Source organism: Micromonospora sp. H33 (genome assembly GCF_052068455.1).
GTDB lineage: Bacteria > Actinomycetota > Actinomycetes > Mycobacteriales > Micromonosporaceae > Micromonospora.
Map to the genome: position 1 here is coordinate 373,361 of NZ_JBQHDE010000004.1, position 24,116 is coordinate 397,476.

Genomic DNA, 24,116 nt, shown 5'->3' on the forward strand with positions numbered 1-24,116 from the left:
ACCGGTTTCGGGGATGTCCTCCCGGTCGCCGAACCGGCACACTGTCCCCGTGTCCGTACTGGGAACGCTCACCCGCCGGGTCGGTCACCACCGCTGGTTCGGCGCCGCCGCCCGCCTGCTCGTCCCCGCCGACCGCGTCGTCGGACGGCTCACCCGCGGGCGCGTGGTCGCCCTGGGCCTCATCCCGTCGCTGGTCATCACCACCACCGGCCGCCGCTCCGGCAAACCCCGCAGCAACCCCCTCCTCTACGTCCCGGACGGCGACGCGTACGTGGTGATCGGGTCGAACTGGGGGCAGACCCACCAGCCCGGCTGGGCGTTGAACCTGCTGGCCGACCCGACCGCCGAGGTCGACGTCAAGGGCCGGCGGGTCCCGGTGCGCGCCGAGGTCGCGGAGGGCGCCGAGCGGGAGCGGCTCTGGCAGCTCCTGGTGACCGAGTGGCCGGCGTACCGCACGTACGTGCAGCGGGCCGGCGGCCGCGAGATCCGCATCTTCCGGCTCGTGCCCACCGGGCGCGGCGCACCGTCCGGCCCGACCGGGCACGACTAGGCTTGTGCCCGTCCGGCGTTCCGGCGGGGCGTGAGGTGAGCGGCGTGCACTCCGAGAGCGGCGAGGCGTACCGGGACGATCCACGGTGGTCGGTCGCCGAGCGGGTGGCCGACGCGGCGCGCCGGCGGTTTCCGGCGGACGTCCTCGCGGTGGCGGTGCACGGCCCGCTGGCCCACGGCGACGACGACGGCGGTGGCGACGGCGAGGTCGGGCTGCTGGTCGTCACGTACCGGCCGGGCGGCCCGCCCGCGGCGACCCGGCGGGTGGACAGGATTCTCGTCGACCTGACCGTCGCCTCCGCCGACGACTACCTCCAGCAGGCCCGGGCGCTGACCCCGCTCTGGCCGCTGACCGCCGACCGGTACGTCACCACGCGCGCGCTGCACGACCCGACCGGCTGGTTGCGCACGCTGCGCGACGAGCACCTCGGGCGACTCGCCCGCGCCCGGCCGGCCGAGTTCAGCGCCGCGGCCCGGCAGGCGTGGTACCGGGGCAGCGGGGCGCACGCCCGGGCCCTCCGGCTGGCCGAGTGGTACGAGACCGACCAGGCCCTGCTCATGCTCGGCGAGGCGCGGCTCGCGGCGGCGACGGTTAGTGGCCTGCTCAGCCGCACCTACTTCCGGGATCCGGGCGACGCGGTACGGCGGACCGGGCTCGCCGGAGCCGACATGACGGAGGTGAGCGCGGTGCTCGCCAAGCAGGCCGAAGAGCTGGCCGCGCGGGGTCGCCCGGTGGACGGCACGGTGGACGACCTCCTCGACGGCTGACGCATGTGTCAAGGAGGGGCCCCTGCTCCGCCGCAGGCGTTAAGAAGGGGCCCTTCCTTACAGCGCGCCCTGGACGCCGATCAGCGCGCCGATGGCGTACGTCGCGGCGGCGGCCAGCCCGCCAAGCAGGAGCTGGCGCAGCCCGCCGGACCACCAGGGTCGGCTGGTGAACCGGGCGACGATCGCCCCGGCCAGGAAGAGCCCGAGCCCGCCGACGCCCAGGGCCAGCCACAGACTGGTCAGCCCGAGCAGGTACGGCAGCAGCGGCACGAGCGCGCCGACCGAGAAGAACAGGAACGACGAGATCCCCGCCGCCCACGGGCTGGGCTGGTCGTCCGGGTCGACGCCCAGCTCCTCCCGTACGTGCATCCGCAGGGCCTCCTCCGGGTTGCGGCGCACCGCCTCGGCGACCTGGATCGCGAGGTCCCGGGGCAGGCCCCGCGCGACCCACGCCTCGGCCAGCTCCCGTGCCTCGGCCTCGGGATGCCGTTCCAGTTCCCGGCGCTCCTTGGCGACCTCGGCCGCCACCTGCTCGTTGGCGGAGCGGACGCTCGTGTACTCCCCGAGCCCCATCGAGATGGCACCGGCCACCAGGCCGGCGGTGCCGGTGAGCACGATGGTCCGCGGCGAGACCCCGCCGCCGCCCACACCCGCGATCAGGGCGATGTTCGTCACCAGGCCGTCCATCGCGCCGAACACGGCCGGCCGCAGCCAGCCGCCGGACACGTCCGCGTGGTGCGCCTCGCGCAGTGCCGCCGGGGTGTCGGTCACGGCAGCGTGAGGATCTCGTGGCCGTCCTCGGTCACCACGACGGTGTGCTCGAACTGGGCGGTCCACTGCCGGTCCTTCGTCACGACCGTCCAGCCGTCGTCCCACATGTCGTACTGGTAGGTGCCGAGAGTGATCATCGGCTCGATGGTGAACGTCATGCCCGGCTCCATCACGTCGGTGGGGCGCGGGCTGTCGTAGTGCGGCACGTAGAGCCCGCTGTGGAAGGACTCCCCGATGCCGTGGCCGGTGAAGTCGCGGACGACGCCGTAGCCGAAGCGCTTCGCGTACGACTCGATGACCCGGCCGATCACGTTGATCTGGCGGCCCGGGGCGACCGCGCGGATGCCGCGCATCATCGCCTCGTGGGTGCGCTCGACCAGCAGCCGGGCCTCCTCGCTCACCTCACCCACGCAGAAGGTGGCGTCGGTGTCGCCGTGCACCCCGTTGAGGTACGCGGTCACGTCGACGTTGATGATGTCGCCGTCCTGGAGCACCGTCGAGTCGGGGATGCCGTGGCAGATCACCTCGTTGAGGCTGGTGCAGCAGGACTTGGGGAAGCCCTTGTAGCCCAGCGTCGACGGGTAGGCGCCGTGGTCGCAGAGGAACTCGTGCACCACCTTGTCGATCTCGTCGGTGGTCACGCCGGGCTTGCAGTGCTCGCCGGCGAGCTGGGTGGCCTGCGCCGCGAGGCGCCCGGCGATCCGCATCTTCTCGATGGTCTCCGGGGTCTGCACGTGCGAGCCACGCCACTCCTGGGGACGCTTCTTCCCCACGTACTCAGGTCGGGGGATGTGGGCGGGCACCTGCCGCCACGGGGAGAGCGTGCCTGGGGTCAGCGGCGGACGGACGGTCATGCCGCAAGCCTATCGCCGCGCCGCCGGGTGCCCCCCGCCACCGCCGGTCGCTGCGGGTTGTTGCCCCGCCAGGTCCGCTGTGCCATGGTGTCTGCGTGGATCAAGGGGGCGCACCTCCCGTCTTCTCCGCGAGCGCGGAGCTCGACGGTGATCACCTCCACGTCGTGGTGGCCGGCGAGGTCGACATGGCGACCGCCGACACGATGCTCCAGACCGCCCTCCGGGAGCCGGCCCGGCGGGTGACGCTCGACCTGCGGGCGGTCACCTTCTTCGACTCGGCGGCGATCCACGCGGTGGTCCGGCTCGCCCAGAAGTTCCCGGACACGCTCACCGTGCTCCCGTCCCGGCAGGTCGCCCGGGTGCTGGAGATCTCCGGCCTGGGTGGGCAGACCTGGTTCCGCTCCCCCTGACGCACCGTCCCGCGGGCGCTGCCCCGCGTCGCGGCGGGGCTAGCTCTCCAGCCGCCGGCGCAGCGTCACTTCCGTCCCCTCGTCGGTACGGCGGACCGACAGGTCCCCCAGCGCCCGGATCAGCGACAGCCCTCGGCCCCGGAAGCCCGAGCCGCTCGACTCCCGCCACTGGCCGCTGTCGCGCACGGTGGCGACCACCGTGCGGTCCTCGATGGTGACCTCGACGCTGATCGTCGGCTCGGCCGGCTCGACGGGGTGCTCGATGGCGTTCGCCGCGGCCTCGGAGACGGCGACCGTGAGGTCGAACAGGTCGGTCTCGCCGACGGCGTGCGCGACGAGGAAGTCCTCCAACCGCTTGCGCAGCACGCTCAGCCGGGTCGGGTCGGCCGGCAGCCGCAGGGCGAACCGGTTGAGTTCGGTGGCCTCCAGCGCGAGGACCGCGACGTCGTCGCGCCGGGGCCGCTCGGTGACCCGCTCGACGACCGCGTCGACGAGGTCGGCGACGTGGTCCCGGGGTGTCGCCGCGTCCCGGCGCAGCAGCGCCAGCGCCGCGTCGATGCCGTGGTGCCGGTCCTCGATGAGGCCGTCGGTGAACAGCAGCAGCCGGCAGCCCGCGGCCAGCTCCCCCTCGACGGTCCGGTACGCGGTGTCCGGGATCGCCCCGACCGGGGGTCCGAGGGCCCGGTGGTGCAGGAACGCCACGTCGTCTCCGCGGATCAGAAGGGGGGACGGGTGGCCGGCGCTGGCGTACCGGAGCCGGCCTGTGCGGGGGCTGAACGAGAGGCACACCACGGTGGCGAAGGAGCGGCCGTCGGTGGACACCAGCCGGTTCAGCCGGGTCAGGGACGCGCCGGGGTCGAACCCCTCCAGCACGTACGCCCGGAGCGCGTTGCGGAGCTGGCCCATCGCGGCGGCCGCCCGCACGCCCTTGCCGACCACGTCGCCGATGACGAGCACGAGCGTGTCGTCGCCGAGCGCGACCACGTCGTACCAGTCGCCGCCGACCTCGACGTCGGCGGTGCCCGGCAGGTAGCGGCTGGCGACGACGGCGCCCGGCAGCTGCGGCAGCGAGCGGGGCAGCAGGCTGTGCTGAAGGGTGGTGGCGATGCGGTGTTCCGCCTCGTAGAGCTGGGCGTTCTCCAGCCGGACGCCGACCAGGCGGGCGAGCTGGGTGAGCGCCGCCTCGTCGGTCTCCGCACCGTCGCCGCCCGGACGCCAGACCCGCAGCTCGCCGAGCTGCTCCCCGCCGGTGCCGGTCAGCGGCAGGACGAACGACGGATCGAGGGCGGTCACGCCGCCGGCGTCGGCCTCGTACCGGGCACCGCCGGCGCTGACCACGACCCGGGCGGCTTCCGCGAGACTGAGCGCGTGCCGGGCGGCGACCTGGAGCACGTCCCCGGTGGAGCGGGCGGTGTTGACCGCCACCGCGGCGTCGGCGAGGGTCCGGAGCCGGCGGATGACCTGGCCGCGCAGCTGGCCCAGCTCGACGTTCGCCCGGACGCGGGCGACCAGCTCCTGCCCCGAGAAGGGCTTGGTCAGGTAGTCGTCGGCGCCGACCGCCAGTCCGGCCACCGCCTCGGCGGAGCCGGCCCGCGCGGACAGCAGCACGATGGGCACATGTCGGGTACGCGGGTCCGTGCGGAGCGCCGCGACCAGCCCGAAGCCGTCCAGCCGGGGCATCATCACGTCGGCGAGCACCAGGTCGAACGGGCTCTCGACGGCGATCCGCAGCGCCTCCACGCCGTCGGTGACCGTGACCACCTCCCACGTCGGGGCGAGCAGCCGGGTGACGTGCTCCCGCAGGTCGGGGTTGTCGTCGGCGACCAGGATCCGGCCGGCGGCGGTCGCCCCGTCGGCACCGGCCGCCGCGGCGGGTGTGCCGTTCCCCCGGGCGGACGCACCGGCCCAGAGCGCGGTCTCGGCCACGTGCAGCTCGGCCTGCGCCAGCTCGCCCGGGAAGGCGTCCTCCGCCTCGGCGACCCGCTCCGCGGGCAGGTGCGCCAGGCCGAAGGGCACCGTCACGGTGAAGGTGCTGCCCTCGTCCACTGTGCTGCGCACCTCGACCCGTCCGCCGTGCATCTCGACGAGCTCCCGGACCAGGGCCAGGCCGATTCCGGTGCCCTCGTGCGTCCGGGAGCGGACCCCGGGCACCCGGTGGAACCGCTCGAAGACGTGCGGCAGCTCCTCCGGCACGATGCCCACGCCGGTGTCGGAGACCTCCAGCCGGGCCGCGTCCCCGACCGGCCGGACCCGGACCCGGATCTCGCCGTCGAAGGTGAACTTGACGGCGTTGGACACGAGGTTGAGGACGATCTTCTCCCACATGTCCCGGTCGAGGTAGACCGGTGCGGGCAGCGGCGGGCAGTCCACCACCAGCCGCAGGCCGGCCCGCTGGGTGGCCGAGCGGAAGGTGCTGGCCAGCCGGGACGTGTACCCGGCCAGATCGGTCGGCTGGTAGCGGGCGGCCAGGCGGCCGGACTCCAGCCGGGAGAAGTCGAGCACCGTGTTGACGAGCTTGAGCAGCCGCAGTGCGTTGCGGTGCATCATCGTGAGCCGGTCGGTGTACGTCTCCGGCAGCGCCGGGTCGGCGAGCAGGTCCTCCAGCGGGCCGAGCACCAGTGTCAGCGGCGTACGGAACTCGTGGCTGATGTTGGCGAAGAAGTTGGTCTTGGCGCGGTTGAGCGCGGCCAGCTCGGCGGCGCGGGCGCGTTCCTGCTCGTACGCCTGCTGCTTGTCGGCGGCCCGGGAGATCTGTGCGGCCAGCAGGTAGAAGAAGTTGCGGTACTCGTCGGAGAACTGGAGTCGGGGCGAGATGCCGACGACGAGCGTGCCGAAGGTCTCGTTGGCGGCGGTGATCGGCAGCACCAGCGCGCGGCCGGCGGCGGTGACCCCGTCCAGCAGGTCCGCCACCGGGACGCCGTTCGGGGGGTTCGCGGCGGCGAGGTCGGTGAGCAGGACCGGAGACGGCGGGGTGACCGACGCCGGGTCGACGCCGCTGTACCCGGCCAGGGCGAGCCCGCCGGCGTCGTCCCGGAGATGGATCAGCGCGAACGGGACGTCCGCCCGGTGCCGGTCGAGCACCCGGGCGACACCGCGGCCCAGCCCCGCCGTGCTGGTCACCTTTGCCAGCTCGCCGCCGAGCTCGGCGAGGGCCCGCAGGCGCCGCTCGCCGAGCACCCGGCCGGTCGTCTCGGACACGACGCAGAAGACCCCGGCCACGCGCCCGTCCGCGTCCCGGACCGGGTCGTAGGAGACGTCGAAGTACACCGTCTCCAGGAATCCGTACCGGTCGATGACGAAGGGATGATCCTTGCCGTAGTACGACTCCCCGGTGGCGCGGACCCCGGCCAGCACCGGGCCGAGGACGTCCCACGTCTCCGCCCAGTGCTCGCGGGCCGGCTGCCCGATCGCGTCCGGGTGCTTGGTGCCGATGGTCGGTCGATAGGCGTCGTTGTAGAAGGCCAGGCCGTCCTCGCCCCAGAAGATCACGAGCTGCGACCGGGAGGCGAGCATGGTGCTGATCGCATGGCAGAGCGCGGACGGCCAGGTGTCGGGCGTGCCGAGCGGGGTGGTGGACCAGTCGAAGCGGCGCAGCCGCTCGCCCATCTCGCCGCCCGCGGCGAACGCCGCCTCGAGCAGCGGGGGCAGAGTCCCGTCCACGGGACCCCCGGAGGAGTGTTCCCGCTTTCCGCCCTCCTGGGCCGAGCTCATGCAGCCTCCCGATCCGGCCGTTGCCCGCCTCGGCCCGATGATCCATCGGCCGTGCCCCGCCTTGGTACCCAGACGGACCGGCAACGTAACGCATACCGCGGGGTCGTACGCTGCACAGCCGGCCTTCGGTCGGCCCGTCACCGTGCCGGTCGGCCATCGCCGTCGGATCGCCGCCGCCATTCGGCGGGCCGGGACACCGATCGGACCGGGGTGCCACGTCGGACACGCCTCAGGGGCCGGCCTCCACTCGGGATCCCGCCGCCGCCCGCACCAGAGCGGTGATCGGCCGCGGGTCGGGCTCCTCCTCCGGGTGCCACTGCACCCCGAGCAGGAAGGTGCGACGGAGGTCCTCCACCGCCTCGACGACGCCGTCGTCCGACCACCCGGTCACCGCCAGGCCACCCGGGTCGGCGACCGCCTGGTGGTGGTAGGAGTTCACCCGGTCGATCCCCGCCATCACGGTCGCCGCGAGGCTGCCGGGCGCGAACCGCACGGCGTGCGCCCCGTACACCGCGGGTGCGGGACGGTGCCGCTCGTGCCCCACGACGTCGGGAAGGTGCTGGTGGAGCGTGCCGCCGGCGGCGACCACGAGCAGCTGCATCCCCCGGCACACGCCCAGCACCGGCAGGTCGGCGGCGAGTGCCCCGGTGAGCAGGGTCAGCTCCCCGGCGTCCCGCGCCGGCCGGGCATCGGTGCGCGGGCCGGGCACCTGGCCGTACCGGTCGGGATCGATGTCCGGCCCGCCGGCCAGGACCAGCCCGTCCAACACCCGCAGCACGCCCGCGTCCAGGTCGTCCGGGGGCAGCACCACCGCCCGGCCCCCGGCCGCCGTCACCGCCGCCACGTACGCCTCCGGCACCAGCACCGCCGGCACGTCCCGCCACGTCGCCCAGCTCGCCGGCTCGACGTAGCCGGTGACGCCGATCAGCGGCCGGGTCACAGCGGGGTCACGTACGCACCGGTGATGCCGCCGTCCACCACGAACTGCGCGGCGGTCATGAACGACGCGTCGTCGCTGGCCAGGAACGCGACCGCGGCCGCGATCTCCTCCGGCTTCCCGAACCGCCCCATCGGCACGTGCACCAGCCGGCGGGCGGCCCGCTCCGGGTCGGCGGCGAAGAGCTCCAGCAGCAGCGGGGTGGCGATCGGCCCCGGGCAGAGCGCGTTGACGCGGATCCCCTCCCGGGCGAACTGCACGCCCAGCTCCCGCGTCATCGCCAGCACGCCGCCCTTGCTCGCCGTGTACGCGATCTGCGAGGTGGCCGCCCCCATCAGCGCGACGAACGAGGCGGTGTTGATGATCGAGCCCTTGCCCTGCCGTCGCATGTGCGGGATCACGTACTTGCAGCACAGGTAGACGCTGGTCGTGTTGACCCGCAGCACCCGTTCCCAGGCGTCCAGACCGGTCTCCAGGATGGAGTCGTCGTCCGGCGGGGAGATGCCGGCGTTGTTGAACGCCACGTCCACCCGCCCGTGCCGGGCCACCACGCCGTCGAAGAGGTCCCGGACGGCCGTCTCGTCGGCGACGTCGGCCACGACGAACTCACCGCCGACCTCGTCCGCGGCCCGTTCGCCCGCCTCCGGGTCGATGTCCACGCACACCACCCGGGCCCCCTCGGCGGCGAACCGCCGCACGGTGGCCAGCCCGATCCCGCTGCCCGCTCCGGTGACCACGGCCACCCGGTCCGTCAACCGTCCCTGCACGGCGTCACTCTCCCGTCGCGATAAACACGTTCTTGACGTCGGTGAAGGCGTGCAGCGCGTCCGGACCCAGCTCGCGGCCCAGGCCGGAGCGCTTCATCCCGCCGAACGGGGTCCAGTACCGCACCGAGGAGTGCGAGTTGACGCTGAGGTTGCCCGACTCCACCGCCCGCGCCACCCGGATCGCCCGCCCCACGTCCCGGGTCCAGATCGAGCCGGAGAGACCGTACTCGGTGTCGTTGGCGAGCCGGACGGCCTCGGCCTCGTCGTCGAACGGCAGCACCGAGACCACCGGCCCGAAGATCTCCTCACGCCAGTGCCGGTCGGCCGGTGAGTCGGCGAGCAGCACCGTCGGGGCGTACCAGAAGCCGGGGCCGTCGGGGCGCGAGCCGGTGAAGGCGACCCGCGCGCCGTCGACGTACCCCGCCACCCGGTCGCGCTGGCCGGCGGAGATGAGCGGGCCCATCTCGGCGGTCTCGGCGGCCGGGTCCTGCACCCGCAGCGCCCGCACGGCCGGCTCGAGCAGTTCCAGGAACCGGTCGTACGCCGGGCGCTGGACCAGGATCCGCGACCGGGCGCAGCAGTCCTGGCCGGCGTTGTCGAAGACGGCGTACGGGGCGGTGGCCGCCGCCTTCTCCAGGTCGGCGTCGGCGAAGACCAGGTTGGCGGACTTCCCGCCCAGCTCCAGCGTCAGCCGCTTCACCTGCGCGGCGCAGCCGGCCATGATCCGGGTGCCGACCTCGGTGGAGCCGGTGAAGCAGATCTTGCGTACGGCGGGGTGGGTGACGAACCGCTCCCCGACCACCGATCCCGCGCCCGGCAGCACGGTGAACACCCCCTCGGGCAGACCCGCCTCGCGGCCCAGCTCGGCCAGGCGCAGCGCGGTGAGCGGGGTCAGTTCGGCGGGCTTGAGCACCACCGTGTTGCCGGCGGCGAGGGCGGGGGCGAAGCCCCAGGCGGCGATCGGCATGGGGAAGTTCCACGGGACGATCACCCCGACCACGCCCAGCGGCTCGTGGAAGGTGACGTCGAGGCCGCCGGGCACCGGGATCTGCCGCCCGGTCAGCCGCTCCGGCGCGCCCGCGTAGTAGTCGAGCACATCGCGGACGTTGCCCGCCTCCCAGCGCGCGTTGCCGATCGTGTGGCCGGCGTTGCGCACCTCCAGCTGCGCAAGCTCCTCCAGATGCCCGTCGACCAGCGCCGCGAACCGCCGCAACAACCGCGCCCGGTCCCCAGGCGCGACCTCCCGCCACACCTCATAGGCGGAAGCGGCCCGCGAGATCGCCGCGTCGGTCTCCTCCCCCGACGCCCCCGCCACCGTGGCCAGTACGTCCCCGGTCGCCGGGTTCACCACGTCAGTCACGGCCCACCCCCGTCCTCTCGCCGCGATCTTGCAGTTCCTGCCCCGGCAAATGCCGCTTATCGGCATCAATCAGGGGCCGAAAGTGCAAGATCGCGGAGGACGGGGACGGGTCACAGGCGTTCGAAGCCACGGAACAGCTCCCAGTCCGTCACGGCGGCGTCGAACGCCGCCAGCTCCACCCGTGCCTGGTTGGCGTAGTGCGCGACCACCTCGTCGCCGAAGGCGTCCCTCGCCAGGCTCGAGTCGCGCCACAGGTCGTGCGCCTCCCGCAGGGTGCCGGGCACACGCTCCGCCCGCGTGTCGTCGTACGCGTTGCCGGCGCACTCCGGACCCAGCTCCAGCTTCTGGTCCAGGCCGTGCACGGCGCCCGCGACCAACGCGGCGATCGCCAGGTACGGGTTGACGTCGGCACCGGGCACCCGGTTCTCCACGCGCATCCCCTCGCCGTGGCCGACCAGCCGCAGGGCGCAGGTGCGGTTGTCGGTGCCCCAGCGCAGCGCGGTCGGGGCGAACGACCCCGGCTGGTAGCGCTTGTACGAGTTGACGTTCGGGGCGAAGAGGAGACTGAACTCCCGCATCGTGGCGAGCAGCCCGGCCAGCACCCGCTGCCCGGTCGGCGACAGGTGCGCCGGCCCGTCGCCGAGCATCGCCGACCGCCCCTCGACATCCCGCAGGGAGAAGTGGATGTGGCAGGAGTTGCCCTCCCGCGCGTTCGGCTTGGCCATGAAGGTGATCGACATGCCCTCCTGGGCGGCCATCTCCTTGGCGCCGTTCTTGTAGATCACGTGGTGGTCGGCGCAGGCCACCGCCTCGTCGTACCGGAAGGCGATCTCGTGCTGGCCGAGGTTGCACTCGCCCTTGGCGCTCTCCGGCGTCAGCCCCGCACCGGCCATCTCGGTGCGGATCCGCCGCAGCAGCGGCTCCACCCGGGCGGTGCCGAGCAGCGAGTAGTCCACGTTGTACTGGTTGGCCGGCGTGAGGTCCCGGTACGCGCTCCGCCAGGCCGCCTCGTACGAGTCGCGGTAGAGCACGAACTCCAGCTCCGTGCCCGCGTACGCGGTCAGCCCGTACGCGGCCAGCCGGTCGAGCTGGCGGCGCAGGATCTGCCGGGGCGAGGCGATAACCGGGCCGGAGCCGTCCAGCCACTCCAGGTCCGCCAGGGCCATCGCCGTGCCCGGCTGCCACGGCACCCGGCGCAGGGTCGCCAGGTCGGGCAGCATCGCGAAGTCGCCGTAGCCCCGGTCCCAGCCGGACATCGCGTACCCGTCGACGGTGTTCATGTCGACGTCGACGGCGAGCAGGTAGTTGCAGCCCTCACTGCCGTGCGCGACGACCTGCTCGAGGAAGTAGGGCGCGTGGAACCGCTTGCCCTGCAACCGCCCCTGCATGTCGACCAGGGCCAGCACGACGGTGTCGATCTCGCGCTCGGCGACGGCGACCCGCAGCTGTTCCAGAGTGAGCGGGGCTTTCCTCATCTGCGAGCCTCCATACGAAAGGTCTACTACCGAACCTTTGCATCCGTCAATGGCCCGGTCCGCCTCAGGTGAGCAGGGCCCGCAGCAGTTCCGCCGTGCCGTCGCAGTGCTCCTCCATCACGGCCCGGGCACCGCTCGCGTCACCGGCCAGGATCGCGTCGACGATCCGGGTGTGCTGCGCGTCGGAGTGGTCGAGGTTCCTGGTGATCACCGGGATCGCGGCGAGCAGCCGGTCGAGGGTCAACTGCACGTCGGCGACGGCCGCGGCCAACGACGGGGATCCGCTCGCCGCGGCGATCACCAGGTGCAGCCGGGAGTCCGAGACGCGACGGGTGTGCGGATCGCGGTCCCGCGAGGCGCCCAGGGCGCCGACGAGGTGCTGCCGCTCGGTCGCCGACAGGCTGCGGTTGGCCGCCAGGGCCGCCGCACCCGACTCCAGCACCCACCGGAAGTCCAGCGCGTCGTGCAGCCGGTCGCCCATCTCGCGGGCCAACTCTCCCGCGTCCGGGCGCCCGTCGGCATCGGGCGCGGGCAGCGCCGAGACGACGAAGGTTCCGCCGGTCCGCCCCCGGCGGGACTCCAGATAGCCGGCGTCCCGCAACGCCGCGATCGCCTCCCGCAGGGTCACCCGGCTGACCTGCAGGCGTTCGGCCAGCTCGCGCTCGGCGGGGAGCCGCTCGCCGACCCGTACCATGCCCAGCTTGATCGCCTGCACCAGCCGGGCGACGGTGATCTCGAAGGCGTTCCCGCCGCGCACCGGGCGCCACACCGGAAGCGCCGGCGCGGCCTTCGCTCCCGTCCCCGGCATCGATGCCGCGTCGGCACCCGGCCCGGCAGCCCCGGCATGGATCGTCATCGACCGTCCCTCCCCGGCGTCCGGGTGGCGGGTGTCCTCCGGAGCACCCGCCACCCGGGCAACCTATGCCCTACTCGGTCGGCTCGGTGACGGGCTCCGTGCCCGTCGCCGGCCTGGGGATCACCGGATCCGCCACGTTGTGGCGGGGGCCGGTGAACCAGCGCCGGGCGCTGAGCACCCACCACAGCCAGGCGCCACCGAGCACGACGCCGACCGCGACGATCGTGTAGTTGAACGTGGCGGCGGTGACGGGGCTGCTGGTCGGCAGCACGAACAGGACGCAGATGATCGCGACCCAGACGATCGCGATCCACCCGACCGGCGCGCTCCACCGACCCAGGTTCCACGGGCCGACCGCGAAGTCCGGCGTACGCCGGCGCAGGAAGACCGGTGCCACGTACGCGATGTAGAGACCGATCACCGCGATGGACGTGGCCGCGAGGTACGCGGTGGTGTTCCAGAGCGACGGCAGGACCAGCAGCGATGAGCAGGCGACGCAGAGCCAGATCGAGTTCGTCGGCGTGCCGGTGCGGAGGTTGACGCGCTTCCAGATCCGGGAGCCCGGCAACGCGCCGTCGCGGCTGAACGCGTACGCCATCCGCGAGTTCGCCGTGACCGACGCCATGCCGCAGAAGAACTGGGCGACCACGCAGATGAAGAGCAGGAAGGTGCCGAGGTCGTGCCCGGCCGCGTCGATGAAGATCTGCGCCGGGGGCAGACCCAGGTCCGTCGTCCGCTGGGCCTCGTAGTCCTGGATGGACCAGGTGATGGCGAACAGGAGCACGAAGCCGGCGATGACCGAGACCACCACCGACATCACGATGCCCCGAGGCGCGGAGCGCGCGGCGTCGTGCGTCTCCTCCGCCACGTGGGCGCTGGCGTCGTAGCCGGTGTACGTGTACTGCGCCATCAGCAGACCGATGAGCACGGCGTACCCGGCCGCGCCGGCGAAGGTGAAGCCGGTCTCGTTGCGCACCTCGAGGAAGACCTCGGAGATCGGCTTGTGCTGGTCCGGCACGATCGCGAGCACGGCGACGATGACCGCCACGCCGACGAGGTGCCACCAGGCGCTGACGTCCGAGAGGACCCGCACGAGGTTGACGCCGAAGGTGTTGAGCAGGCCGTGGGCGATGATGATGGCCAGGAAGATCAGGAAGGTGCGCTCGGCCGTCACCTCCATGTCGAACGTGAGGCTCAGGAAGGCCGACGTGGTGATCGCCGCACCAAAGTCGATGGCGGCGGTCACCGCCACCTCGCCCAGGAAGTTGAACCACCCGACGAACCAGGCCCACGCGGCCTTGTTCCGCTTGGCCAGCGCGGCGGCCCACCAGTACAGCGCGCCGGCGGTGGGGTAGACCGAGCAGATCTCGGCCATGGCCAGCGCTACGAAGATCACCATGACGCCGACGAGGAGCCAGCCCAGGGTGATCGCCAGCGGCCCGCCGGCCGTCATGGCGATGCCGTACGAGGTGATCGCTCCGGCCAGGATGGAGATGATGGAGAACGAGACCGCGAAGTTGGAGAAGCCGGACAGCTTTCGACGCAACTCCTGCTTGTATCCCAGCTGCGCGAGGCGCTCCTCGTCGGTGACCGGGGGTGGAGGTACGCCGTCCTGGATCGTTGAGCTCATCGATGCCTCCTTGGACCGCGGGGATGAAGGCTGTGACGTGCGCCACTTCTGACGGGATGATGAGCCCACGCCCCGAGGCAGGTCAATGGAGATCGACCGAAAAATATCCAGGACCAGACCATTAACCGATGCCGGGCTGCGGTGCCCCGCTCTAAATGCATTGCCGAGCCGGCTGCGTCGACCGCATGCTTGACGTCGTGACCAGGCCCGATCACGACGGGCCACCGCCGGGCGCTCGGCAACGCCCGGTCCGCGGCGGCGCGGGGCACCCACCACCTCTCTCTCACGTACGGCGCTCCGCCGTGCCCGACGGGTCCCCCGCGCCGCCGCCCCTACCCGGCTGCGGCTACGGCTACGGCTGCGGCTGCGGCTGCGGCTCAGGCGAACAGCAGGCCGGCGACCCAGAGGCCGGCCACGGTCAACCCGGCGAGGAACTCCACCAGCATCGAGAGCCCGGCCGCCTTGAGGGCCTGCACGGTGGCCGGCCACGCGAGCGCGTTGCTGCCCAGCCGCAGCCGCTCGGCGCCCCACACCCCGCCGACGAAGCCGAGCACCAGCCCCACCACCGGGATCACGAAGAAGCCCACCAACCCCAACAGCCCGCCGGCCAGCAGCGAGGACGTCGGCACGCCGCTCTGCTTGAGGTTGCGCCCCGGCCAGGCGTACTTGACCACCGCCCCGCCGACGGTGACCACGGTGGCGAGAGCGAGCACCACCCACCGCCCCGGCCCGGCGTCGCCGAACAGCGCCCAGACCAGCACGCCGCCCCAGCACAGCGGCAGTGCCGGCAACCCGGGCACCACCACACCCGCCAGGCCGGCCAGGATCGCCAGCCCGGCGACCACGGAGACCAACGCCGGCGTGTCCGTCAGCCCCACGTCGCCACTCTCCCGCCAGCCGGCCGCGCCGGCGCGCGCGCCACCCGTCCGCCGAGCTCCGCCGGGCGTACGCCCGTCATGTTCCCGCCCCGCGGAGCCGGGCGGTGATCTCGGCCGCCGGCACCGGCGGACCGAACCAGCGCCCCTGCCCGGTGTCGCAGCGCAGCGCCCGCAGCCGCTCGGCCTGCACCTCGGTCTCCACCGCCTCGGCGGTGACCCACAGCTCCAGGGCGTGTGCCAGCCGAACCAGGGCGTCCACGATCCGCTCGTCCCGGTGGCCGGCCGCCGCCTCCGGGCCGTCGCCGCGGATGCCCTCCACGAACGGCCCGGCGAGCTTGAGGCAGTGGATCGGCAGCCGGCGCAGGTACGCCAGGTTCGAGTACCCGGTGCCGAAGTCGTCGATCGCCAGCCGTACGCCCAGCCCGGCCAGGCGGTGCAGCGACCGCAGCGGCTCGCCGGCGGTGCCCATCACGGCGCTCTCGGTCAGCTCGAGCTGCAACAGGTGGGCGGGGAGCCCGCTGCGCGCCAGCGCGTCGGCGACGGTGTCCACGATGGCCGGATCCTCCGCCTGCCGGGCGGCGAGGTTGACGCTCACCACCAGGCGGCCATCCGGGAACTCGCGCCGCCACGCCTGCGCGTCCCGGCACGCCTGCCGCAGCACCCACTCGCCGAGCCGGACGATCAGGCCGGTCTCCTCGGCGAGGCCGATGAACCGGTCCGGGCCGACCAGACCCAGCTCCGGGTGCTGCCAGCGGACGAGCGCCTCGACGGCCAGCATCGAGCCCTCCAGCAGGGACACGATCGGCTGGTAGTGCAGCACGAACTCGCCCCGGTCCAGGGCCGCCGGCAGCCCGGCGACCAGCGCGGAGCGGGCGATGTCCTGCGCGCTGCGCTCCGGGTCCCACACCGCCCACCGGCCCCGGCCCTCGGCCTTGGCCCAGTACAGCGTGGTGTCGGCGGCCTTCATCAGCTCCGACACGCTGGTCGTGCCGACCGGGCACTCGACGATGCCGACGCTCGCCGAGACCGCGAGCTGGTGGTCGCCGATGCGAACCGGGGCGGCGACGGCGGCCAGGGCGGCCTCGGCCACCGCCACCACGTCGTCGATCTCCTCGCCGTCGTCGACCAGGATGACGAACTCGTCACCGCCCATCCGGGCGACCAGGTGGCCGCGACCGGCGACGCAGTCGGCCAGTCGGCGGGCGATCGCCACCAGCAACCGGTCGCCGAGGTCGTGGCCGAAACTGTCGTTGACCGCCTTGAAACCGTCGAGGTCGAGGAAGCAGAGGCCGACGCGGCGCTCGGCGTCGGTGGTGTCGAAGACCAGGCCGAGGGTCTCGAAGAAGAGCGTCCGGTTGGGCAGGCCGGTCAGCGGATCGTGCAGCGCCTGGAAGCGGAGGCGCTGCTGGAGCTCGTACCGCTCGGTGATGTCCTCGACCATCGCGACGGTGAAGCGGGGGCGGCCGTCGTCGTACCGGACCAGCGAGACGGCCAGGTCGGTCCAGACGACGCTGCCGTCCTTGCGGTAGTAGCGCTTCTCGACCCGGGCGGAGTCGTGCTTGCCCTCGATCAGCTCCTGGTACAGCTCCCACATCCCGGCCGCGTCGTCGGCGTGGAACAGCGACGCCACGTTGATCTGCCGCAGCTCCTCGATGGAGTACCCGAGCATGTCGGCGAACGCCTGGTTGACGTCGATGACCTGACCGTCGACGCCGGCGATGCCGATGCCCATGGCCGCACCGCTGAACACCGCCCGGAACCGGGCCTCGCTGTCCCGCAGCGCCTGCTCCACCTCGTCCCGGGCCTGCCAGGCGGACCGGGCGATCCGCTCCTGCTGGGCGAAGGTGCGGTCCCGCAGCGCGCGGGCGAACCCGGCCGCGAGCGCGCCCTGCAACGCGGCGATCCGGTCGGCCGCCGCGTCCGTACGCACCCCGTCGGGCAGCACCTGGGCGAGGAAGCGGTCACCGAGGGCCTGCACGGACCAGTCGAGCACGCCCGGTTCGGTCAGGTGCGCCTCGACCAGCGCCCGACCGATCTCGGCGGCCGGGCGGGTCGAGAACGGCTCGGCGAGCAGAGCCTGCGCCAGCCGAACGGTGTGCCGGTGCAGCAGCCGCTCGGTCTCACCGGCGCTCAGCGGCACGAAGCCGAGCCGGCGTACGGCACGGGCCCACTCGGCCGCGTACCCCTGGGCGCCGGCCCGGCTGACCTCGTGCCCGCCCGGCTCGGGGACGGCGGCCACCTCGATCAGCCGGCGGGCCGGTCGTACCGGGCCACGCCGCCGAACGCGCCGAACTGTTCCGGCTTGTCGTCCACGTCCGACGGGGAGTCGGGCCGCCACAGCGGCATGTGGACGACGCCCGGCTCGAGGATCGTCCAGTCCCCGAAGAAGCTGGTGATCTCGGCGCGGGAGCGCAGGGTGATCTCGGTGTCGGTCCGCGCCGACAGCCGTTGGGCGTCGAGCATCTCCTGCGGCTGGTCCTCGTACGTGGAATGGGAGATCACCAGGTGGCTGCCGGGGGCGGCGGCGGACCGGAGCGTGGCCAGGATGTCGCCGGGCCGATCGGCGTCCGGGATGAAGTGCACCACCCCGGCGAGCAGGATGCCGAGCGGCCGGTTGAAGTCGAGCAGGCCGGGCTCCCGGGACTCGGCGAGGATCCGCCCCGGCTCCCGCAGGTCGGCGTGGATGACCGCGGTCAGGTCGTTGCCCGCCAGCAGCTCCCGGCTGTGCGCCACGGCGACCGGGTCGATGTCCACGTAGACCACCCGGGCCTTCGGGTTCGCGGACTGGGCGACCTCGTGCACGTTGCCCACGGTCGGGATGCCGGAGCCGATGTCGAGGAACTGGTCGATGCCGGCGTCCAGCAACGCCCGTACGGCTCGGCGGAGGAACTCCCGGCCCGCGCGCATGGTGCCCGCCAGGTTCGGGGTCATGCTCGCGATCTGCTCGGCGAGCTGCCGGTCGATCTCGAAGTTGTGGGCGCCGCCGAGGAAGTAGTCGTACACCCGGGCCGCGCTCGGCCGGGAGAGGTCGATCTCGGCGGGAAGTCCGTCCGGCATCTGCACTGTGCTGCACCCCATGTCGTCGCCGCGGTGCGGGAGGGAACCGGTGTCGCGGCGCGTGCGCAGACGCGGAGGCGCACCGGCCGACCCGCGGATCGTGTGGTGCTCCCACTCTAGGCGCGCCCCATCGCGTACGGGAGATCCAAGGCCCCCACTTCGCCGACCGCCGGATGGACGTCGTCGCGGGACTGTGCCGCCGTCACCGAGAGGAGTCGACCGACCACAGTGGCCGGTATTTCACTCGGCCGCCGGCCATCCGCCGGGGCCCGGCGCCGACGGTGCGGCGCGGCCGGCTCAGTCGGCGGCCTCCAGCAGCAGCGAGATGCCCTGGCCCACACCGACGCACATGGTGGCGAGCGCGCGCCGGCCGCCGCGGCGACGCAGCTCCAGCGCGGCGGTCAGGGCCAGCCGGGCGCCGCTCGCGCCGAGCGGATGCCCCAGCGCGATCGCGCCGCCGTTCGGGTTGACGTGCTCGGCGTCCTCGGGCAGGCCCAGCTCGCGCAGCACGGCCACCGCCTGCGCGGCGAACGCCTCGTTCAGCTCGACCACGTCCACGTCGCCCAGCGCCAGACCGCGCCGGTCGAGCAGCTTGCGGGTGGCCGGCACCGGCCCGACCCCCATGATCCGCGGGGGTACGCCGGCCGCGGCGGCCCCGGCCACCCGCGCCAGCGGAGTCAGCCCGTACCGGGCGACCGCCGCCTCGGACGCGACCAGCAGCGCCACCGCGCCGTCGTTGACGCCGGAGGAGTTGCCGGCGGTCACCGTGCCGCCGTCGCGGAACGGCGTGGGCAACGCCGCGAGCTTCTCCAGCGACGTCTCCCGAGGGTGCTCGTCGACCTCGACCAGCTTCGTCTGCCGGCGACCGGCGGGAGCGGTGACCGGCACGATCTCCTCGGCGAACCGGCCGTCGGCCTGCGCCTTCGCGGCGCGCTGCTGGGAGCGGTACGCGAACTCGTCCTGGGCGGCGCGGTCGACGCCGTACTCGGCGGCGACGTTCTCCGCCGTCTCCGGCATCGAGTCGATCCCCCAACCCCGCTTCATCAGCGGGTTGACCAGCCGCCAACCGATGGTGGTGTCGTACACCTCGGCGGTGCGGGCGAAGGCGGTCTCCGCCTTCGGCATCACGAACGGCGCCCGGCTCATGCTCTCCACGCCGCCCGCCACCACGAGGTCGGCCTCGCCGGCGACGATCGACCGGGCAGCGGACGCGAGGGCGTCGAGGCCGGAGCCGCAGAGCCGGTTGACCGTGCTGCCGGGCACCTCCTCGGGCAGGCCACCGAGCAGCGCCGCCATCCGGGCCACGTTGCGGTTGTCCTCGCCGGCCTGGTTCGCGCAGCCGAGGATCACGTCGTCGGTGCGGGCCCAGTCCACCGACGGGTGGCGGGCGACCAGCTCGCGGATCACGTGCGCGGCCAGGTCGTCGGGGCGGACGCCGGCGAGCGCGCCGGCGTACCGGCCGATCGGGGTGCGGACACCGGCCACCAGGTATGCCACGGTCATCGCGAGTCCTTCGGGGGTGGGAAGGGCGGGGCAGGAGCGCCCCACCGGGTCGCGGGTGGCGCTCCGGGGCCAGGATATCCGCGCCCGGACGGGATAGGTTGACGGCATGGCCCGGGCCCAGTTCAGCGCAGAGACCAGTCGCGGTGGCGAGTTCGTCCGCCAGCCCAACCGGTTCGCCGGTCGCGTCACCCCGCATTCCACCGCCGCGCCGGGAGCTGGACCGGACGACCAGGACCGCTGGCCGTTGGAGCCCGGCCGCTACCGGTTGATCTGGTGCCGGGCCTGCCCCTGGGCGCACCGGGCCCGGATCGTCCGCAGCCTGCTCGGGCTGGACGACGTGATCTCCCTGGGCACGGTGGACCCGATCCGGGACGAGCGGGGTTGGCGGTTCACCCTCGATCCGGACGGGTTCGACCCGGCGCTCGGCATCGGCTTCCTCTCCGAGGCGTACCTCGCGACCGACCCGGACTACACCGGCCGGGTGACCGTGCCGGCGCTGGTCGACACGCTCACCGGTCGGGTGGTCACCAACGACTACCCGCAGCTCACGCTCGACTTCTCGACCGAGTGGCGGCGTTTCCACAAGCCGGGGGCGCCGGACCTGTACCCGGTGGAACTGCGGCCGGAGATGGACGCGCTGATGGCGGAGATCCACCGGGACGTGAACAACGGCGTCTACCGGTGCGGGTTCGCGACCTCCCAGGCGGCGTACGACGAGGCGTTCGAGACGCTGTTCGCCCGGCTGGACGCGCTGTCGGAGCGCCTGGCCGGCCGGCGCTACCTGATGGGGGACTCGATCACCGAGGCCGACGTGCGCCTGTTCACCACCCTGGTCCGCTTCGACGTGGCGTACCACGGGCACTTCAAGTGCAACCGGCACAAGCTGACCGAGATGCCGGTGCTGTGGGCGTACGCCCGGGACCTGTTCCAGACGCCGGGCTTCGGCGAGACGGTGGACTTCGACCACATCAAGCGGCACTACTACGCCACCCACAAGGCGATCAACCCGACCGGCATCGTGCCGCTCGGTCCGGACCTCTCCGGCTGGACGACGCCCCACGGACGTGGGTAACCCCCGCCGGGCGGGCGGGCCCGGCCGCCGCCCCGCCAGAACCGAACTCCCGGCCGACGGGACCGGACGTCGGGCCGGCTCGTTCGTGCGGCGCGCCGCCGGCGGTACCTCCCGGGTCATCGCCGCGTCGGCCGCTGCCGGCAGCGCCGTCGCGGGCGCCGTCGCCGTGGCGGTCGCCGTGGCCGCCGGTCCCGGTCCAGGTCTGGCGGGGTACGTGAGCGAGGCGGGCGTCACCGACACCACCTATGCGTTGACGTACCGCATCGGGATCTTCACCCTGGCCGGCGGGGTGTTGCTGCTGGCCGCGGCGCTGCCGCCGGTGCTCCGCCTGGCCGCCGCCATGCTCGCGGCCGGCGGAGTCGCCGCGCTCGTCTCCGGTGCGGTGGCGTGCAGCGCGAGTTGCCCACTGCCGCCCTACGAGCAGGCGACCACGGCGGACCTGGTGCATGGCGGGGCGAGCATCGCGGCGGTCGGTGCCGTGGTGCTGTCGATGCTGGCGACCGCGCTCACCCCCGACGCACCGGCGTCCCTGCGGCGGCTCGGCGCCGTGGCTGCCGGCATGGCGCTCCCGCTGTCGGCCGCGACGGCGGTGACCCTGCTCGCCGTCGGGCGGGGCACCCTGATCGCGGTGCTGGAACGGCTGCTCCTGCTGGTCTGCCTCCTCTGGGGCACAGCCACCGCCACCACCATCGCCCTCCGCAGGTGAAGAAGATCCGACGCGGTCGGCCCACCCCGTCGAGACGGCCTTGTAAGGTGCGTCACGGGGATCGGTCCTTCCAACTTGCTGGCCGGCGGCGTACCGTCGATCGGCGATGACCAACGTCTGGAATCTCACCGTGCGCCTGTACGTCGATCTTCGACTGCAGGCCAGCGGCGTCTGTCCGGCGCGGCTTCTCCCCTGACCCGCCCTGACCGACCCTTCTTCCGGACTTGGACCCTTCATGCGCAAAATCCCTTTCTCCGTGCAGATCCTGCTCGGCCTCGTCCTCGGCGTGGCGCTCGGCTTCCTCGCCCGCGCGAACGACCTGACCTGGCTGACCAGCACCCTCGACACCGTGGGCGGACTCTTCGTCCAGCTGCTCAAGCTGGCCGTGCCGCCGCTGGTCTTCACCGCCATCGTGGTCAGCGTGGTCAGCCTGCGCGGCGTGACGAACGCCGCCCGGCTGGCACTGAAGACCCTGCTCTGGTTCGGCGTGACCGCGCTGATCGCGGTGAGCGTCGGCATCGGCCTCGGCCTCCTCACCGACCCGGGCCGCGGGGTCACCCTGGACACCGCCGCCGCCACCGCGCCGAAGAAGACCGGCTCGTGGACCGACTTCCTCACCGGCATCGTGCCGACCAACCCGGTCGGCGCGTTCGTCGAGGGCAACGTCCTCCAGATCGTCTTCCTCGCCCTCGTCGTCGGCGCCGCCGCCCTGCTGGTCGGCAAGGCCGCCGAGCCGTTCGTCGAGCTCAACCGCGCGCTGCTGGAGATCGTCCAGAAGGCGCTGTGGTGGGTGATCCGGCTCGCCCCGATCGGCACCCTGGGCCTGATCGGCAACGCCGTCGCCTCGTACGGCTGGGACCTGCTGGCCCCGCTCGCGCGCTTCACCACCGCCGTGTACGTCGGCTGCGCGATCGTCCTGTTCGTGGTCTACCCGCTGCTGCTGGTGGCGGCCGGCCGGCTCAACCCGCTGCGCTTCTTCGCCGGCGCCTGGCCGGCGATCGAGCTGGCGTTCGTCTCCCGCTCCTCGGTGGGCACCATGCCGGTGACCCAGCGCTCGGTCGAGCGCCTCGGCGTCCCCCGCGAGTACGCCTCCTTCGCGGTGCCCTTCGGCGCCACCACGAAGATGGACGGCTGCGCGGCGATCTACCCGGCCCTGGCCGCGATCTTCGTGGCGCAGGTCTTCGGGGTGGACCTGGGCGTCACCGACTACCTGCTGATCGCCTTCGTCTCCGTGGTCGGCTCGGCGGCGACCGCCGGCCTGACCGGAGCGATCGTCATGCTCACCCTGACCCTGAGCACGCTCGGCCTGCCGCTGGCCGGTGCGGGTCTGCTGCTGGCCATCGACCCGATCCTGGACATGATCCGGACCGCCACCAACGTGGCCGGCCAGGCGCTCGTGCCGACGATCGTCTCCGCCCGTGAGGGCACCCTCGACCGTGCCGCGTACGACTCGGTCGGCCGGCGGGACGCCGTCGAGCGCGAGCCGCAGCCGGCCCGGGACGAGGAACTGGCGCCCGTCCCGGCCTGACGACCCCCGTCCGCGACGGAGGACACCGTCCGGGTGTCCTCCGTCGCGCTGTCGAGAGGAAAACGAGATGACCGCCCTGTTCACCCCCCTCGCCCTGCGCGCGGTGACGCTGCCCAACCGGGTGGCCCTCGCGCCGATGTGCCAGTACTCCGCCGGCCCGGACGGCCTGCCCACCGACTGGCACCTCGTGCACCTCGGCACCCGGGCCGTCGGCGGCGCCGGCCTCGTCCTCACCGAGGCCACCGCCGTGCTGCCCGAGGGCCGGATCAGCCCCCAGGACACCGGACTCTGGTCCGGCGCACACGTCGACGCGTGGCGGCCCGTCACCGCGTTCGTCGCCGCGCAGGGCGCGGTTCCGGCGGTGCAGCTGGCGCACGCCGGGTTCAAGGCGTCCACGTACCGGCCGTGGGCGCCGCGGCGGGGCGGGGTGCCAGACGCCGAGGGCGGCTGGACGCCCGTCGGCCCGGGCGCCGAACCCTTCGTCCCCGACTACCGGCGTCCGACCGCGCTGGACGAATCCGGCATCGCCGGAGTGGTCGAGGCGTTCGCGACCGCGGCCGGCCGCGCCGTCGACGCGGGCTTCCGGGCCGTCGAGATCCACGCCGCGCACGGCTACCTGCTGCACGAGTTCCTGTCGCCGCTGACGAACCAGCGCACCGACCAGTGGGGCGGCGACCGCGCCGGGCGGATGCGCCTCACCCTCACGGTGGCGCGGGCGGTCCGCGCCGCCGTCGGCGAGGACGTGCCGGTGCTGGCCCGGATCTCCGCCACCGACTGGGTGGACGGCGGCTGGTCGGTCGACGACAGCGTCGTGCTCGCCGGTGAGCTGGCCGCCGCCGGCGTCGACCTCGTCGACTGCTCCTCCGGCGGGGCGTCGCCCGACGCGGTCGTTCCGGTCGGTCCGGGCTACCAGGTGCCGCTGGCCGCCCGGGTCCGCCGGGAGGCCGGCGTCGCCACCGGCGCGGTCGGCCTGATCCTGGAGCCGGAGCAGGCCGAGCAGATCGTGGCGACCGGTGACGCCGACCTGGTGCTGCTCGGCCGGGAACTGCTCCGCGACCCGTACTGGCCGCACCGCGCCGCCGCAAAGCTCGGCGCCGCATCCACCTGGCCCGCCCAGTACCACCGAGCCACCTGACACCAACACCCACCCCGGCCCCGCCCCCGCCCCCGGCCCCGGCCCCGGCCCCGGCCCCGGCCCCGGCCCCGGCCCCGGCCCACCCCGCGCCCACCGGACCCGGTTGATCATGAAGTTAGCGGTTTGGTTTGCCCGATTTCACGCCGCTA

The 24,116-nt window shown here is 73.4% G+C and carries 20 protein-coding genes; 7 read left to right on the top strand and 13 right to left on the bottom strand.

What is annotated here, in order from left to right:
- Positions 1-49: 49 nt before the first annotated feature.
- Both ACTMS0_RS13545 and ACTMS0_RS13550 read left to right on the top strand, forming a co-directional pair.
- On the top strand, positions 50-550 hold the full coding sequence (locus ACTMS0_RS13545) for a nitroreductase/quinone reductase family protein (RefSeq protein WP_441155492.1): 501 nt from the start codon (positions 50-52) through the stop codon (positions 548-550).
- A 44-nt stretch (positions 551-594) separates the two neighbouring features.
- Entirely contained in the window at positions 595-1,317 is a 723-nt protein-coding gene (locus ACTMS0_RS13550) for a nucleotidyltransferase domain-containing protein (protein WP_441155493.1), read from the top strand.
- A 57-nt stretch (positions 1,318-1,374) separates the two neighbouring features.
- Here the strand turns inward: ACTMS0_RS13550 and ACTMS0_RS13555 are convergent, their stop codons facing one another.
- Complete coding sequence (locus ACTMS0_RS13555; protein ID WP_441155494.1) at positions 1,375-2,088, bottom strand: VIT1/CCC1 transporter family protein; 714 nt, start codon at positions 2,086-2,088, stop codon at positions 1,375-1,377.
- Positions 2,085-2,942, bottom strand: coding sequence for a type I methionyl aminopeptidase (gene map, locus ACTMS0_RS13560; protein ID WP_441155495.1), 858 nt, complete (start codon positions 2,940-2,942; stop codon positions 2,085-2,087). The genes ACTMS0_RS13555 and map overlap by 4 nt, the downstream gene beginning before the upstream one ends.
- 95 nt (positions 2,943-3,037) lie before the next feature.
- Between map and ACTMS0_RS13565 the strand changes: the two genes are divergently transcribed.
- Positions 3,038-3,352: an STAS domain-containing protein gene (locus tag ACTMS0_RS13565; RefSeq protein ID WP_441155496.1), complete on the top strand. Its 315-nt coding sequence runs from the start codon at positions 3,038-3,040 to the stop codon at positions 3,350-3,352.
- Positions 3,353-3,391: 39 nt separating this feature from the next.
- Here ACTMS0_RS13565 and ACTMS0_RS13570 read toward each other — a convergent pair whose 3' ends face one another.
- The 11 genes from ACTMS0_RS13570 to pcaF all read right to left on the bottom strand — a co-directional run bounded on the left by ACTMS0_RS13570 (position 3,392) and on the right by pcaF (position 19,526).
- The gene (locus ACTMS0_RS13570; protein WP_441155497.1) at positions 3,392-7,063 is read right to left on the bottom strand and encodes a SpoIIE family protein phosphatase; all 3,672 of its coding nucleotides are present in this window, start codon (positions 7,061-7,063) and stop codon (positions 3,392-3,394) included.
- 229 nt (positions 7,064-7,292) lie between these two features.
- Positions 7,293-8,003 (bottom strand): gamma-glutamyl-gamma-aminobutyrate hydrolase family protein, encoded by a 711-nt coding sequence (locus ACTMS0_RS13575; RefSeq protein ID WP_441155498.1) that lies wholly within the window; start codon positions 8,001-8,003, stop codon positions 7,293-7,295.
- The gene (locus ACTMS0_RS13580; protein ID WP_441155499.1) at positions 8,000-8,767 is read right to left on the bottom strand and encodes a 3-oxoacyl-ACP reductase; all 768 of its coding nucleotides are present in this window, start codon (positions 8,765-8,767) and stop codon (positions 8,000-8,002) included. Before ACTMS0_RS13580 ends, ACTMS0_RS13575 begins: the two co-directional genes overlap by 4 nt.
- A 4-nt stretch (positions 8,768-8,771) precedes the next feature.
- The gene (locus ACTMS0_RS13585; RefSeq protein WP_441155500.1) at positions 8,772-10,127 is read right to left on the bottom strand and encodes an aldehyde dehydrogenase family protein; all 1,356 of its coding nucleotides are present in this window, start codon (positions 10,125-10,127) and stop codon (positions 8,772-8,774) included.
- 110 nt (positions 10,128-10,237) lie between these two features.
- Positions 10,238-11,602, bottom strand: coding sequence for a glutamine synthetase family protein (locus ACTMS0_RS13590; protein WP_441155501.1), 1,365 nt, complete (start codon positions 11,600-11,602; stop codon positions 10,238-10,240).
- 64 nt (positions 11,603-11,666) lie between these two features.
- Positions 11,667-12,458, bottom strand: coding sequence for a FadR/GntR family transcriptional regulator (locus ACTMS0_RS13595; protein ID WP_441155502.1), 792 nt, complete (start codon positions 12,456-12,458; stop codon positions 11,667-11,669).
- A gap of 70 nt (positions 12,459-12,528) precedes the next feature.
- Positions 12,529-14,088 carry an amino acid permease gene (locus tag ACTMS0_RS13600; RefSeq protein WP_441155503.1) on the bottom strand — a complete coding sequence of 520 codons (1,560 nt, stop codon included), beginning with the start codon at positions 14,086-14,088 and terminating at the stop codon, positions 12,529-12,531.
- Positions 14,089-14,465: 377 nt separating this feature from the next.
- Positions 14,466-14,966 (bottom strand): DUF456 domain-containing protein, encoded by a 501-nt coding sequence (locus tag ACTMS0_RS13605; RefSeq protein WP_441155504.1) that lies wholly within the window; start codon positions 14,964-14,966, stop codon positions 14,466-14,468.
- A 76-nt stretch (positions 14,967-15,042) separates the two neighbouring features.
- On the bottom strand, positions 15,043-17,205 hold the full coding sequence (locus ACTMS0_RS13610; RefSeq protein WP_441155505.1) for a putative bifunctional diguanylate cyclase/phosphodiesterase: 2,163 nt from the start codon (positions 17,203-17,205) through the stop codon (positions 15,043-15,045).
- A 5-nt stretch (positions 17,206-17,210) separates the two neighbouring features.
- Positions 17,211-18,029, bottom strand: coding sequence for an SAM-dependent methyltransferase (locus ACTMS0_RS13615; RefSeq protein WP_441155506.1), 819 nt, complete (start codon positions 18,027-18,029; stop codon positions 17,211-17,213).
- A 291-nt stretch (positions 18,030-18,320) separates the two neighbouring features.
- Positions 18,321-19,526 carry a 3-oxoadipyl-CoA thiolase gene (gene pcaF, locus ACTMS0_RS13620; protein ID WP_441155507.1) on the bottom strand — a complete coding sequence of 402 codons (1,206 nt, stop codon included), beginning with the start codon at positions 19,524-19,526 and terminating at the stop codon, positions 18,321-18,323.
- 106 nt (positions 19,527-19,632) lie between these two features.
- Between pcaF and ACTMS0_RS13625 the strand changes: the two genes are divergently transcribed.
- From ACTMS0_RS13625 to ACTMS0_RS13640, 4 genes are all read left to right on the top strand, one after another.
- Positions 19,633-20,598 carry a glutathione S-transferase family protein gene (locus tag ACTMS0_RS13625; protein ID WP_441155508.1) on the top strand — a complete coding sequence of 322 codons (966 nt, stop codon included), beginning with the start codon at positions 19,633-19,635 and terminating at the stop codon, positions 20,596-20,598.
- Between the two features lie 85 nt (positions 20,599-20,683).
- A complete protein-coding gene (locus ACTMS0_RS13630) occupies positions 20,684-21,304 on the top strand; it encodes a DUF998 domain-containing protein (protein WP_441155509.1) in 621 nt (206 codons plus the stop codon).
- Positions 21,305-21,539: 235 nt separating this feature from the next.
- Positions 21,540-22,832, top strand: a complete 1,293-nt coding sequence (locus ACTMS0_RS13635; protein WP_441155510.1) for a dicarboxylate/amino acid:cation symporter — start codon at positions 21,540-21,542, stop codon at positions 22,830-22,832.
- Between the two features lie 67 nt (positions 22,833-22,899).
- Positions 22,900-23,967, top strand: coding sequence for an NADH:flavin oxidoreductase/NADH oxidase (locus ACTMS0_RS13640; protein ID WP_441155511.1), 1,068 nt, complete (start codon positions 22,900-22,902; stop codon positions 23,965-23,967).
- The last annotated feature ends 149 nt before the right edge of the window (positions 23,968-24,116 follow it).

What these genes read in the sequence shown, in the direction of transcription:
- ACTMS0_RS13590 (WP_441155501.1), bottom strand. Translation starts at nt 11,602, where the DNA reads ATGAGGAAAGCCCCGCTCACTCTGGAACAGCTGCGGGTCGCCGTCGCC.
- pcaF (WP_441155507.1), bottom strand. Translation starts at nt 19,526, where the DNA reads ATGACCGTGGCATACCTGGTGGCCGGTGTCCGCACCCCGATCGGCCGG.
- ACTMS0_RS13635 (WP_441155510.1), top strand. Translation starts at nt 21,540, where the DNA reads ATGCGCAAAATCCCTTTCTCCGTGCAGATCCTGCTCGGCCTCGTCCTC.
- ACTMS0_RS13625 (WP_441155508.1), top strand. Translation starts at nt 19,633, where the DNA reads ATGGCCCGGGCCCAGTTCAGCGCAGAGACCAGTCGCGGTGGCGAGTTC.
- ACTMS0_RS13600 (WP_441155503.1), bottom strand. Translation starts at nt 14,088, where the DNA reads ATGAGCTCAACGATCCAGGACGGCGTACCTCCACCCCCGGTCACCGAC.
- ACTMS0_RS13640 (WP_441155511.1), top strand. Translation starts at nt 22,900, where the DNA reads ATGACCGCCCTGTTCACCCCCCTCGCCCTGCGCGCGGTGACGCTGCCC.
- ACTMS0_RS13570 (WP_441155497.1), bottom strand. Translation starts at nt 7,063, where the DNA reads ATGAGCTCGGCCCAGGAGGGCGGAAAGCGGGAACACTCCTCCGGGGGT.
- ACTMS0_RS13595 (WP_441155502.1), bottom strand. Translation starts at nt 12,458, where the DNA reads ATGACGATCCATGCCGGGGCTGCCGGGCCGGGTGCCGACGCGGCATCG.
- map (WP_441155495.1), bottom strand. Translation starts at nt 2,942, where the DNA reads ATGACCGTCCGTCCGCCGCTGACCCCAGGCACGCTCTCCCCGTGGCGG.